General features: G+C 67.8%; 13 protein-coding genes and 2 tRNA genes. 4 read left to right on the top strand and 11 right to left on the bottom strand.

The features are described 5' to 3' along the window. Positions 1-258 precede the first annotated feature (258 nt). Both ACTHNC_RS12130 and ACTHNC_RS12125 read left to right on the top strand, forming a co-directional pair. Positions 259-609, top strand: a complete 351-nt coding sequence (locus ACTHNC_RS12130; RefSeq protein ID WP_440294858.1) for an ArsR/SmtB family transcription factor — start codon at positions 259-261, stop codon at positions 607-609. Continuing rightward, positions 610-1,308 carry an aquaporin gene (locus ACTHNC_RS12125; protein ID WP_440294857.1) on the top strand — a complete coding sequence of 233 codons (699 nt, stop codon included), beginning with the start codon at positions 610-612 and terminating at the stop codon, positions 1,306-1,308. A gap of 443 nt (positions 1,309-1,751) precedes the next feature. Here ACTHNC_RS12125 and ACTHNC_RS12120 read toward each other — a convergent pair whose 3' ends face one another. Further along, positions 1,752-1,946 carry a hypothetical protein gene (locus ACTHNC_RS12120; RefSeq protein WP_440294856.1) on the bottom strand — a complete coding sequence of 65 codons (195 nt, stop codon included), beginning with the start codon at positions 1,944-1,946 and terminating at the stop codon, positions 1,752-1,754. A 44-nt stretch (positions 1,947-1,990) separates the two neighbouring features. Here ACTHNC_RS12120 and ACTHNC_RS12115 point away from each other — a divergent pair, with 44 nt between their 5' ends. Beyond that, complete coding sequence (locus tag ACTHNC_RS12115; RefSeq protein ID WP_440294855.1) at positions 1,991-3,109, top strand: tyrosine-type recombinase/integrase; 1,119 nt, start codon at positions 1,991-1,993, stop codon at positions 3,107-3,109. A 55-nt stretch (positions 3,110-3,164) separates the two neighbouring features. On the opposite strand, the gene ACTHNC_RS12110 is transcribed toward ACTHNC_RS12115, so the two are convergent. The 3 genes from ACTHNC_RS12110 to ACTHNC_RS12100 form a co-directional block, all read right to left on the bottom strand. Next, positions 3,165-3,238: transfer RNA gene (locus ACTHNC_RS12110), tRNA-Ile, on the bottom strand. A 13-nt stretch (positions 3,239-3,251) separates the two neighbouring features. Continuing rightward, on the bottom strand, positions 3,252-4,508 hold the full coding sequence (locus ACTHNC_RS12105; RefSeq protein ID WP_440294854.1) for a glycosyltransferase: 1,257 nt from the start codon (positions 4,506-4,508) through the stop codon (positions 3,252-3,254). Positions 4,509-4,603: 95 nt separating this feature from the next. After that, the gene (locus tag ACTHNC_RS12100) at positions 4,604-5,572 is read right to left on the bottom strand and encodes a DMT family transporter (protein WP_440294853.1); all 969 of its coding nucleotides are present in this window, start codon (positions 5,570-5,572) and stop codon (positions 4,604-4,606) included. A 41-nt stretch (positions 5,573-5,613) separates the two neighbouring features. Between ACTHNC_RS12100 and def the strand changes: the two genes are divergently transcribed. Beyond that, a complete protein-coding gene (def, locus tag ACTHNC_RS12095) occupies positions 5,614-6,180 on the top strand; it encodes a peptide deformylase (RefSeq protein ID WP_440294852.1) in 567 nt (188 codons plus the stop codon). Positions 6,181-6,242: 62 nt separating this feature from the next. On the opposite strand, the gene ACTHNC_RS12090 is transcribed toward def, so the two are convergent. The 7 genes from ACTHNC_RS12090 to ACTHNC_RS12060 all read right to left on the bottom strand — a co-directional run bounded on the left by ACTHNC_RS12090 (position 6,243) and on the right by ACTHNC_RS12060 (position 11,378). Continuing rightward, the gene (locus tag ACTHNC_RS12090; protein WP_440294851.1) at positions 6,243-6,593 is read right to left on the bottom strand and encodes an SHOCT domain-containing protein; all 351 of its coding nucleotides are present in this window, start codon (positions 6,591-6,593) and stop codon (positions 6,243-6,245) included. Positions 6,594-6,745: 152 nt separating this feature from the next. Continuing rightward, a complete protein-coding gene (locus tag ACTHNC_RS12085) occupies positions 6,746-7,408 on the bottom strand; it encodes a response regulator transcription factor (RefSeq protein WP_440294850.1) in 663 nt (220 codons plus the stop codon). Next, entirely contained in the window at positions 7,405-8,664 is a 1,260-nt protein-coding gene (locus ACTHNC_RS12080) for a sensor histidine kinase (RefSeq protein ID WP_440294849.1), read from the bottom strand. The genes ACTHNC_RS12085 and ACTHNC_RS12080 overlap by 4 nt, the downstream gene beginning before the upstream one ends. Positions 8,665-8,720: 56 nt before the next feature. After that, positions 8,721-9,611: a sulfurtransferase gene (locus tag ACTHNC_RS12075; protein ID WP_440294848.1), complete on the bottom strand. Its 891-nt coding sequence runs from the start codon at positions 9,609-9,611 to the stop codon at positions 8,721-8,723. Between the two features lie 36 nt (positions 9,612-9,647). Then, positions 9,648-10,352, bottom strand: coding sequence for an MgtC/SapB family protein (locus tag ACTHNC_RS12070; protein ID WP_440294847.1), 705 nt, complete (start codon positions 10,350-10,352; stop codon positions 9,648-9,650). Positions 10,353-10,402: 50 nt separating this feature from the next. After that, positions 10,403-10,475, bottom strand: a tRNA-Asn gene (locus tag ACTHNC_RS12065). An 87-nt stretch (positions 10,476-10,562) separates the two neighbouring features. After that, positions 10,563-11,378, bottom strand: a complete 816-nt coding sequence (locus ACTHNC_RS12060) for an ATP-binding cassette domain-containing protein (RefSeq protein WP_440294846.1) — start codon at positions 11,376-11,378, stop codon at positions 10,563-10,565. Between the last annotated feature and the right edge of the window lie 24 nt (positions 11,379-11,402).

Below are 11,402 nucleotides of genomic sequence, written 5' to 3'. Positions count from 1 at the left end.
GCGGGCGGCGGTTGTGGTTCCCAAACAAAAATGTTTGGTTTTTTTTTTTTTTTTTTTGTTTTTTTTTTTGGGGGGGCCCGCCCCCCTTGTGGGGGGGGGGCCCCGCCCGAAGGGGTCAGCAGCAGCCAGGCTCGCAGCAGCCCTCTTCCGGGTCACAACAACCAGTCATGATCGACCCTCCTTCCATCGACAAGCGTCGATGCAGACAGTCTGCGATTAAACATCGATGACTGTCAATCTATATGGGAGAATGGTCTCATGTCCGTCACCGAACTCCTGCCGATCCGCGACTTGCAAGCGTGCTGCGCCCCGATCACCCGCGAGCCGATCGACACCGGCAACGCGGAGTCCCTGGCGAAGTCGTTGAAAGCATTGGCGGACCCGGCCCGGCTGCGACTGCTGTCGATGGTGGCCGCGCACGCAGACAGCGAGGCGTGCGTGTGCGACCTGACCGACCCGCTCCGGCTCAGCCAGTCCACCGTTTCCCACCACTTGAAGGTGCTCGTCGACGCGGAATACCTCACCGTGACCAAGCGCGGCACCTGGCACTACTACCGCCTCGTTCCCGGTGCGCTCGACGCGGTCGCCCGCCTACTGACCACGGTCTGAATGACCAGGCGGCATCCACTCTGGCGGGCCTGCGTCGCCGAGCTACTGGGCACCGGCATGCTCACCCTCGCCGTGGTCGGCTCCGGCATCGCAGCAGCCTCGCTTTCCACGGACCCGGGTATCCGGCTGGGCATCAACGCGGCCGCCACCGGGCTGGCGCTGTACGTGATCATCGTCGTGCTCGCCCCGATCTCCGGTGCTCACCTCAACCCGGTCGTTTCACTGGTCGACGTCACGCTCGGCGGTCGCCCCTGGAAACACCTGGCCGGATATCTGCCCGCGCAGTTCATCGGTGGCGTCCTCGGCGTGCTGCTGGCCAACACGATCTTCGGACATGCTCCGGTCGCGATCAGCACCACCAACCGGCTCACCCCCGGACACCTGGGCGGCGAGATCGTCGCCACCGCGGGCCTGGTGCTCGTGATCTTCGCCCTCGCCCGCGGACCCGCCCACCGCGCGGTCGCCGTCGCCGTCGCCGCCTACATCGCCGCCGCGTACTTCTTCACATCCTCAACGAGTTTCGCCAACCCCGCCGTTGCGCTCGGCCGGATCTTCACCGACAGCTTCGCCGGCATCAACCCCACCACCGCGGCCGTATTCCTACCCGCGCAACTCATCGGAGCGGCAATCGGCGCCGCACTAGCCGTACTCCTCTTTCCCGGCCGTAGAGCTCACCTCCGTTCCGATACCAGAATCTGAGTCGATCATCATCCAGGCAGCAACGGAAGAACGCAAAGGCGCCCCGAAGGAGGCCGCTAGAAGGGGTGTCGGACGCGCGTCCTGACAACTCGTCGGCGAGGCGCTCCTCGAAACGAATATGAAGAATCCGGGGTCGAACGGGAGACGCGAAAGTGGGTGACGGGGAAGACCAGGAGAGACACGAGTCTGACGACGAAGCGACGAAGAGACCAAGAATCGAAAGTGGCAATGCACGCAGGCACTTTCAGTGGGTCCCTGTCATTGCGCCCGCAATGACAGGGGTTGGCTGTAAACCTCCTTGCATGGGAAATCGGGGGATCTCAAGCAAGGCCAAGCGACGTTCAAACTCGTACGAGCGACAACGACGGCAACACGACGCAGCGACGATCCGACATGCGGTCGAGCAGGAGCGCCTCGCCGCGCAGCGGCACGCCGCCGGCGCACTATGCGAGCTGGAAGACAGATGGGGCACGCGCGCCGACGCCCTCGAACGACTCGATCACCTCGGACGGGCGATCGGCCGACTCCAGCATGAGCAGGATGTCCTGCGTGCCGAGCGTGACGAGTTGGTGGCCCAGCTCCGGCAGGTGGGCGAAAGCTGGAACTCGCTGGCCGCACGGACCGGGCTGAGTCGGCAAGCGCTCAGCCAACGAATCACCGACTCGAACAGGAGGGTCTAGCGATGGGCAGCATCACGGCTTACGAGTCCGCCGCCGGCAAGCGCTACCGAGTCAGGTACCGCAAGCCCGATCATTCACAGACCGACAAGCGGGGCTTCCGTACCAAGCACGAGGCCGAACTGTTCCTGGCATCGGTGGAGATGAAGAAGGCGACCGGAGACTTCATCGACCCGGCCGCTGCACGAGCCACCGTCGGCCGCCTCGGCGCCGCATGGCTGGCATCCCGGTCGCACGTGAAACCCTCGACGGCCTACGTCTACGAGTCCGCTTGGCGGCTGCACGTTGAGCCGCACTGGGGGCAGCGGATGATCGGCACCATTCGGCACAGCGATGTACAAGCCTGGATCACCCAGCTCGGCGCCGGCAGCGAGGGCAAGAAGCCGAAGTCGCCGACGATCGTGCGCCGCTGCCACGACATCCTCGCCGGCATCCTCGACACGGCCGTGAAAGACCATTTGATCTCGTCCAACCCGGCACGCGGGGTGAAACTCCCCCGCCGGACCTCAAAGGAACACGTCTATCTGACCAACGAACAGGTCGCCGAGCTGGTGGAAGCCAGCGGCAATCACGCCGCGATCATCGCCCTGCTCGCCTACACGGGCCTGCGGTGGGGTGAAGCCTCCGCACTGCGCGTCCGGGACATCGACACGCTCAGACGGCGGCTGATGGTCGCCGAGAACGCCGTCTACGTGAACGGGTCGATCCTGGTCGGCACTCCCAAGACCCACGAGCGTCGCAGCGTTCCCTATCCGAAGTTCCTCGCCATCCCACTCGCGGCCGCCTGCGAAGGCAAGACCAGAGACGACATCGTCTTCGACGACGGGCACGGGGGCTACCAGCGCACACCGACCATGACCGCCAATTCGTGGTGGGACGCCGCGCTCGAACAGGCCGGCCTGCGGCCCATGACGATCCACGACCTCCGGCACACCGCGGCCTCGCTCGCGGTCAGCGCCGGAGCGAATGTGAAGGCCGTGCAACGCATGCTCGGACATGCCTCCGCCGCCATGACCCTCGACACCTACAGCGACCTCTTCGACGACGACCTCGACGCCGTCGCCGACCGACTCAACGAAGTCGGCGAAACAAATGTGGGCAAAATGTGGGCAAACCGCTCCTGAAATTCAAGAACGGCAGCCATTCAATGGCTGCCGTTCCCAGTGTTTTCAAGGGAAGTAGGGCGGACGGGACTTGAACCCGTGACCGGCGGATTATGAGTCCGATGCTCTAACCAGCTGAGCTACCGCCCCTGGCGCGACGCGGTCACTCCGCGTCGGCCGGTGCGACATCGTCCGTGACGAGGTCGGGCACCGCTTCACCACGATACAGGCACTCGAAAGTGTTCAGCGTGCGCTGGATGTCGTGGGCCGCGATGAGGCGCAGAGACTCCTTCTTCATCGCGGTGAGCTCGTCTTCCGGCATCCGCAGTACACGCTCGAGCTTCCGCGCGAGGTCCGCGGCATCGCCCGGCCGGAACAGGTATCCGTTCTGCCCGTCGTGCACCAGGTGCGGAAGCGCCATAGCGTCTGCGGCGACGACCGGCAGAGCGGATGCCATCGCTTCCATCGTCACAATGGACTGGAGCTCTGCAATGGACGGCATCGCCAACACCGTCGCCCTCGTATAGGCCTCGCGGAGCTCGTCGTCGGAGACATAGCCGGTGAACGTCACTGTGTCGGCGATACCCAACTGCTCGGCGAGCTGCTCGAGGTGCTTGCGCTGATCGCCGTCACCCACGATCTCCAGCCTCGCGTCGAGGTCATCAGGAAGCATCCGTACCGCACGCAGAAGGACGTCGATCTGCTTCTCGCCTGTCACGCGTCCCACGAAGACGATGCGATTCTCGGTACGCGGCTCGAAGTTCGGCGTGTACTTGTGGGCATCCACTCCGCACGAAACGGCATACACACCGCGCAGTCCGGTGTGCTCTTCGAGGAACTGGGCCGCCTTGTGCGTCGGCGTGGTCACCGCCTCGGCGCGTCGGAACGTGCGTCCGGCACCCTTCCACGCGATTCCCACCGACCACTTCTGCAGCGACGAAGGAATGAGAGAGAACTCGACCATGTTCTCCGGCATCAGGTGGTTGGTTCCGATCAGACGGATTCCGCGCTTCTGCGCCTCGATCGCCAGCCCTCGACCCACGATGACAGGGGATTGGAAGTGCACGACGTCTGGCCGCACCTCGTCGAGTACACGCGCACTGTTGCGCTTGATGGTCCACGGCATCGCGAACCGGAGCCACGGGTGCGGGGGCCAGCGCCAGCTGTACAGCCGGTGCATGATCATGCGCTGACCCTCGTGCTCCTCGATCCAGGTGCCGTGCCTGCGACCCGCAGACGGTCCCATCACGTGCACCTCGTGTCCGCGTTGAACAAGGCCAGCCGCAAGTCGCTCTGCGAACCTGGCCGCGCCGTTGACGTCGGGTGCGAACGTGTCGACACCGATCAGTACTTTCAGGGGCTTGCGCTGCGAGGTCGCGGGAGGCGAGGGTTCCGCAACCGCGTCGCGTGAGTCCGTCAAGGAGTCGTCCTTCTCTTCATGCTTCTTGCGCCGAAGGGGCCCGGCACTTTCCCAGGCACCGGGGAGGCGAGACCGGGCGGGATCCAGGCCCCAGTCTATGCAGAGCCCTCTCCGTGCGGTGTTTCGGGTGTGGCCGCGTCGTCATACGAGCGCACACCCGGATGAACGCGGGCCAGCAGGAAGACTCCCACTATCGCGACGGCGCCGCAGAGCAGGAACGCGAGCATCTGCCACAACTGTGCAGCAGCTGCCTCGTTCAGGATGGTGATGCCAATCGTGACGGCGACGAGCGGGTCGATCACGGTGAGCCCGGCGATGACGAGATCGGGCGGCCCGGACGCATAGGCGTTCTGCACGAAGTACGCGCCGAGGCCGACGGCCGCCAGGAGCGCGAGCACGCACCAGAGAGTGAGCACGTCGAATTCCTGCTGCTCGATGCGCGAGATCACGGACTTCGCCAGGGTCGCGACGAACCCGTAGAGCACGCCGGCACCGACCACATAGCCGATGGCAGGCAGATTCGCGCGGAAGACGACGAACGCCACACCGAAGAGCACCAGCACGATGCCGAGCACGATGAGGATCTCGACGAGATCGCTCTCGGTGACGGGGACCTCACGCGCCGCGAAGGCGGCAATGACGACGAACGCGCCGACGCCGCCCACACAGAGACAGATCGCCAGGATCGTGCGTTTGTTCAACCGATTTCCGCTCACCCGGGCATTGATGATCGCCGTGATGACGAGCGACACGGCACCCAACGGCTGCACGACGATGAGCGGCGAGAACGCCAGGCTGGTCAGCTGGAGCACGATGGCCAGGCCCAGCATGAGCGTGCCGAAGACCCAGGAGGGCCGGGACAGAAGCATCGTGAGCTGCTTCAGCTGAAGCCCGCCGCGGCCGTCGTGGTCGGTGTGCCGTTCGACCTTGGTCACGCCGCGGTGCTGCAGTTGCGCGCCGAGCGAGAGGAACACGGCTCCGACCAGCGCGATCGGGATGCCGATGAACTGGCGTGGCTGCAGCGCGGTGAGGTCGCCGGAGGCTGCCGCCAGGTCGAAGATCACCTCACGACACTAACGTCAATGCGCGCCGATACCCTGGTCGAATGGCCGTTCTTCCGATCCGCATCTGCGGCGATCCCGTGCTGCACTCCCCAGCCAGCGAGGTGACGGAGTTCGACACCGTCCTGCACGAACTGGTGGAGGACATGTACGACACGATGGCGGCGGCCCCGGGGGTCGGGCTGGCCGGTCCGCAGGTCGGGGTGGCCAAGCGACTCTTCGTCTACGACTGGACGGATGACTCCGATACTCGGCACCGCGGGGTCGCGATCAACCCGACACTGTGGATAGCACCGGTGCCTGCCGGTGACGCTGACCCCGAGACGGAGTCGGAAGGATGCCTGTCCTTCCCCGGCGAGAGATTCCCGCTTCGTCGCTCCCCACGAGCAATTCTGCAGGCGGTCGATCTGGAGCAGCAGCCGTTCGAGGTGCGCGCGGATGGCTGGCTCGCCCGGATCTTCCAGCACGAGTACGACCACCTCGACGGCCTCCTGTACGTGGACCGACTCACCGACGGCCCCGCGCGCACGGCGGCGAAGGTCGAGCGCAAGCGCGGCTGGGGCGTTCCCGGTCAGAGCTGGCTTCCGGGGATCGACCACCTCGAGGGCTGAGCGCGCATTCGCGAACCGCCGCCGGCTGAGCGCGGGTTCGCAGCTCAACCGGCGGTGTCCCATCAGCGGGGCGACGGTCCAGGACGGTTGGCCCGCAGCACCTCGAGGCGCTTGCGGTACTCCACCTCGTCGATGTCGCCCTGCGCGAAGCGCTCGGCGAGAGTCGACTCGGCGTTGTTGCTCGCCGCCCAGCTTCCGTACGGGCCGAACTGGCCGGGTCCGTGTTCACGCCAGTACGCCCTGCGGCGCCTGGTGACGAGGAACACGATCAATCCGATCACGAGGATCCAGAAGATCGGGATGAGGAAGAACAGTGGGAAGAACGGGAAGAATCCCCCGGCCCACGGGCCGCCCCAGTGCGCTGCGACCGCGACGGGCGCCGCGCTCGCAGTCGACAAGAGTGCGCTGACCATGATGCGAGAACCTTTCTGATACGTGAACGGGCTCGGTTCGAGCCGATTCCAGGTTCGTTCCAGGGCCAGTGCCGGCGCGTCCGCCGGCGGGAGACATCCTTCTGCTCCTCTGGGAGCACGAGCCGGATCCCGCCGGAGCAGGGCAGGTGCGGTCAGAACCGGCCTGGAGCCACGAGCCCCGACTCGTACGCGATGACCACGAGGTGCACGCGGTCGCGGGCATCCAGTTTCGTCAAGATGCGCGACACGTGTGTCTTCGCGGTGAGCGGGCTCATGAAGAGCCGCACACCGATCTCGGCGTTGCTCAGGCCCTCCGCGACGAGGGCGAGCACCTCACGCTCCCGCTCGGTGAGCGGCTCGAGCACGGCGGCGGTCACCTCGGGGCGCACGGATCCGGCCAGGCGCGACAGCAGTCGCCGGGTCACACCGGGCGAAAGGAGCGCATCGCCCGCGGCCGCGACGCGCACCGAACGGATCAACTCGACGGGGTCCGTGTCCTTCACCAGGAAGCCGCTGGCTCCGGACCTGATCGCCTCTGACACGTACTCGTCGAGCTCGAATGTGGTGACGATGACGACGTGCACGCCCTGCAGTGCGTCATCCCCCACGATCTCCGAGGTCGCCCAGAGGCCGTCGCCGTCGGGCATGCGGATGTCCATGAGCACGACATCGGGCCGCTCGCGTCGAACCAGGGCTACGGCCTCCCGGCCCGTGGATGCCTCGCCCACCACCTCGATGTCGGGTTCGTGGTCGAGCAGCGCGCGGAATCCGGCCCGCACGAGCTGCTGGTCGTCTGCCAGAACGACGCGGATCACGTGGTCTCCTCTCGGGGTGTGGCAGCGCCCCTCGGTCCGATCGGCAGGCGGGCGGTCACGACGAATCCGCCCGCCACGGTCGGCCCGGCCTCCAGAGTGCCACCGAGCGCTGCGGCCCGCTCGCGCATCCCCAGGATGCCCCGACCAGGTGCCCGCTCCTCTCTGGCCGCCCCGAGCTCGGCGGCGGTCGGCGGCGGGCCATTCTCGACGCGAAGGGTTACGGCATCCCGTTCGACACCCACCTCCACCTTCACGAGGGCGCCGGGCGCGTGCCGTCGCACGTTCGTCAGCGACTCCTGCACGACGCGATACGCGGCGGTCTGGGTGGCGGCCGACACGGGCGGGTCGCCCGTCCAGGCACCGGTCGCGGCGTCGCCGTGCGCTTCGACGCTCAGCCCGAGCCGCCGGGTCTCCTCCAGCAGCGCCGGCAGGGCGTGCAGCGTCGGCTCAGGGCGCCGCGGCGCAGACGTCTTCGCCGAGTCGTCGGACTGCCGGAGCATCCCGAGCACTCCGCGCACCTCGTCGAGCGCCGTCGCGCTCGTCTCGCGGATGGAACGCAGGCTCTGCCTCGCGCTCTCAGGGTCGTCGTCGAACAGGTGGAGTCCGACGCCCGCCTGCACGCTGATCTGCGACAGCGAGTGCGCCAGAACGTCGTGCAGCTCCCTGGCGATGCGCAGACGTTCCTCCTCTGCGGCCGACCGCCGGCGGGAGGCCTCCTCGCGGGCTGCGATGCGGAATCGCTCCCGCCTGCCACTCGCGCCGCTGGCTGCGGCCGCGACCACGCAGAGCGCGACGGTGACGGCGAGCACCCGGATCCCCGCCGCTCCCCCGCCCTGCCCGACGATCCAGCCGATCCCGGCAAGCCCGACCCCGGCCAGCGTGCACCACGCCCAGATCGCCGCGCCGCCGAGCACCGCGCGTGCCACCGCGATCGCCACCGCCAGTGCTGCGGCGGGCGGGCCCGGTGCCAGCGCGATCGCCGGAACCGCGAGCGCCGCGACGGCGACCACGCCGGCCCTGCGCGATGGAAGCAGCAGAAGCGCCGCAGCCGCGATACCGAGCACGACGGATCCCACCGACACGACATCGACCGGACCGCGGGCGTGGTGCCACGCGCCCGCGAAGGCGAACCCGAGTCCGGGCAGCTGCACGAAGATGCTCAGCGCGGTGGCGAAGACCCGTCCGCGCCAGGATCGGCGGGTGCGAATCTCGGGCGCCGGATCGGGCCCGGTGCGCAGCCAGGGCGGGTGCGGCATCTCCTCATGCTAGCCAGCGGCAGCGCCCGACCCGTCGGCCGCCTGGCCGGTCGTGCCTACTCCCCGCGGAGTACGTCGTGCTGCTCGTCGTCGGCCGGCTCGTCGCCCGTGGCGACCGGACGGTCGGCGTGCTGCGACCACTGACTCCACGACCCCGGGTACAAGGCGGGCCGGAAGCCCGCGATCATCAGCGCGGCTGCGTTGTGCGCCGCCGTCACCCCGGAGCCGCAGTACGTCGCGACCTGGATGTCCTCAGTGACACCGGCGGCCTCGAAACGTTCACGTAGCGAGCCGGCATCGAGGAACCGTCCGGATTCGTCAACGTTGGCGGTCGTCGGCGTGTTGCGTGCCCCCGGGATATGCCCGGCGCGCGGGTCGATCGGCTCGGTCTCGCCGCGGTACCGCTCCGGCGCTCGGGCATCCAAGAGGACCCCGTGGTGCCCAACGTGCAGCGCCTCGTCCATGGAGACGACCGGGAGGTGGCCGTAGCTCAACGACACGGTGCCAGGTGCAGGATGCACGGGCCCTGACTCCAGCTCTCGGCCGGAGGCGAGCCACGCGCGCAGGCCGCCGTCGAGCATCCGCACGTCGTCGAATCCGCCGTACCGCAGGAGCCACCATGCCCTGGCAGCCGACATGTTGCCGAGGTCGTCGTAGACGACCACGCGGTCGCCGTCGTCGGTACCCCAGGCGCGGGCATCCCTCTTGAACTGCGCGATCGGCGGCAATGGATGCCTGCCCTGGCGGGCGTCGCCCTTCTTCGCCAGCTGCATGTCGAGGTCCACGTACACGGCGCCCGGAATGTGGCCGGCGAGGTAGGCGGGCCGTCCGTCAGGCATATCCAGGCGCCACCGCACGTCGAGGAGCCTCACACGGCGACCGTCGGCGGTGTTCAGCGCGGCGGCGAGTTCGTCTGCGGTGATGAGCAGGTCGGAGCGATCGGACATGGCTCCAACGCTACTCACGGGGGTGGATGCTCCGCTCTACTCCAGGTCGTCCTCGGACACCAGTTGCACGCTGCTGACGCCGTCGATATCGCTCAGAGCGTCGATCAGCCGGGACGCGTCATCGGGGCCCCGCAATTCCAACAGCACGGCGGCCAGGCCATCGCCCGCCGCGTGGTGGTCCGTGCGGCTGACCACCCAACCGCTTCCGGTGATCGCGGTCAGAACATCCCTGAGCAGACCACGGCCGTCGCGGTACACCACCTCCAGCTGGAGCTGAGCGTTGCGACCGCGCGGCAGCAGCCGTGTGACGGCCGTGAGACCGTAGGCGATCACGAAGTGCAAGGCGGTCACGGCCAGCGCGAGCACCCAGAGCCCGGCACCGGCAGCCATGCCGATCGCGGCGGTCTCCCACACGGATGCCGCGGTCGTCAGGCCGTGCACGGCGCCGCGACGCGTGAGGATGAGCCCGGCCCCGAGAAACCCGATGCCGGTCACGATCTGCGCCGCGACGCGGGATGGGTCGAGAGAGACGTGAGGGCCGAGAACGTCCGTGAAGCCGTACTTGCTCACCAGCAGGAACAGTGCCGCGGACGTGCCGACGATGGCCTGAGTGCGAAGCCCTGCGCTCTTGCCGCGCAGCTGCCGCTCGAGACCCACGAGGGCGCTGAGCACGAACGCGAGCGCCAACTCGCCGAGCTGCAACCAGCCCTGACCCTGGAAGACGTCGACAGCGTGATTCATGACGTTATCGACCGTATGCCCGCCGCCGTTGATGCGGCGAGGCCTTGACGCTCCCCCACTTGGACTCGAACCAAGAACCTGCCGGTTAACAGCCGGCTGCTCTGCCAATTGAGCTATGGAGGAATGCCCCCGCGGGGCTCCCCTACTTTACCAAAGCGCGGCGCCTGGACAAATCGACAGGCGGTGCCGGGCGCGGCGCCGAGACCGCAGTCATTCGCTAAGCCGGAGCGCCTCCGCGAGCTGCGCGACGTAGGGGTGCGTCGGCGCGGTGAAGACGTCTTCCATGGTGCCGTAACCGACCAGCGATCCGGACTGCAGCACCGCCACGGTGGCGGTGGCGTGCCTGAGCACACGGGCGTCGTGGCTGACGATGACCGCGGCGAAATCGTGCTCGCCGTGCAGCCTGGCCAGGAGGTCGACGACGGAGTCGCGCACCGTCACGTCGATGCCTGCCGTCGGCTCGTCGGCGACGAGCACGCTCGGCCCGAGCACCAGCGCCTGCGCGATCGCCACCCGCTGCCGCTGGCCGCTGCTGAGCTCGTACGGGTACTTGTCGAGCACACCGAGCGGCAACTGCACCGAGTCGAGCAGGGAGGCGACGCGCAGCCCGGCCTCGCGTCTGCTGAAGCGCTTGTCCCGCTCGTAGATCGGAGCGGAAACGAGGTCCGAGACGGTCAGCGCCCGGTCGAGGCGGGCACCGGCGTCCTGTCGCAGGTAGCCGACGCTGAACGTCAGCACGCTCCGGTCGCGGGGGCGCAGCCGTCTGATGGAATGACCCATCACCGTCGCGTCACCGCCGGTGATCCGTGGTGCCGCTCCCCCGTCGGCGCCCGCCCTGCCGGAGACTATGCGCGCGAGCGTGCTCTTGCCCGAGCCGCTCTCGCCGAGGATGCCCAGTACCTCGTCGGGCCGGACGCGGAGGCTGATGCCGCGCAGGGCGACACACCCTGCTGATGCGCCGTGCGGCGGGTACTCCGCCGAGAGGTCGTCGAGAACGATCGGGTCGCGGTACGTCTGTGCGGTCATTCGGTGGCTCCGGCAGGCATGCGA

The sequence above is a fragment of the Humibacter sp. genome (genome assembly GCF_051954055.1).
GTDB lineage: Bacteria > Actinomycetota > Actinomycetes > Actinomycetales > Microbacteriaceae > Humibacter.
This window is presented reverse-complemented; position numbering and strand designations above follow the sequence as displayed.